The organism is Pseudomonas sp. M47T1 (genome assembly GCF_000263855.1).
In the GTDB taxonomy this organism is placed as follows: domain Bacteria; phylum Pseudomonadota; class Gammaproteobacteria; order Pseudomonadales; family Pseudomonadaceae; genus Aquipseudomonas.
Genome location: NZ_AJWX01000071.1, coordinates 1 through 542, shown reverse-complemented (window position 1 = coordinate 542; position 542 = coordinate 1). Strand labels below are relative to the sequence as shown.

Annotated in this window: 1 protein-coding gene; it reads left to right on the top strand. The window is 62.0% G+C overall.

The window, feature by feature from the left end; translation table 11 throughout:
- On the top strand, positions 1–542 hold a 542-nt coding region (locus PMM47T1_RS28485; RefSeq protein WP_008375940.1), incomplete at both ends, for a bacteriophage T4 gp5 trimerisation domain-containing protein.

Genomic DNA, 542 nt, shown 5'->3' with positions numbered 1-542 from the left:
GTCAGCGGCTGCCTGTACCACGCCGAAAACAAGGGGCCCTACGACCTGCCCGCCAACAAGACCCGCAGCGTGTTCAAGACCATGAGCAGCCCGGGCGGTGGCGGCTTCAACGAACTGCGCATCGAAGACAAGAAAGGCCAGGAACAGATCTTCATCCACGCCCAACGCAACTGGGACGAGAACATCGAGAACAGCCAGACGATCCGCGTGGGCAACGAGCGACATGACACGGTTGAGGCCAACAGCTACAGCCGCTTCATGGCCGAAGAGCACCGCACCACCCTTGCCGACCGCAAGGTTGAGGTGAAGGTGGATGACCATTTGAACGTAGGCAACAACCAGCACGTCAAGCTGGGCGTGGCACAGCTGACCGAGGCTGGGCAGGAGATACACGTCAAGGCGGGGCAGAAGCTGACGATTGAGGCGGGGCAGGAAATGACCGTGCAGGCGGGGGGGAGTTTTATCAAGCTTGATGCGGGAGGGATCACCCTGCTGGGGGCGCAGATCAAGGCGAATGCGGGTGGGGCGGCGGGTGTGGGGAG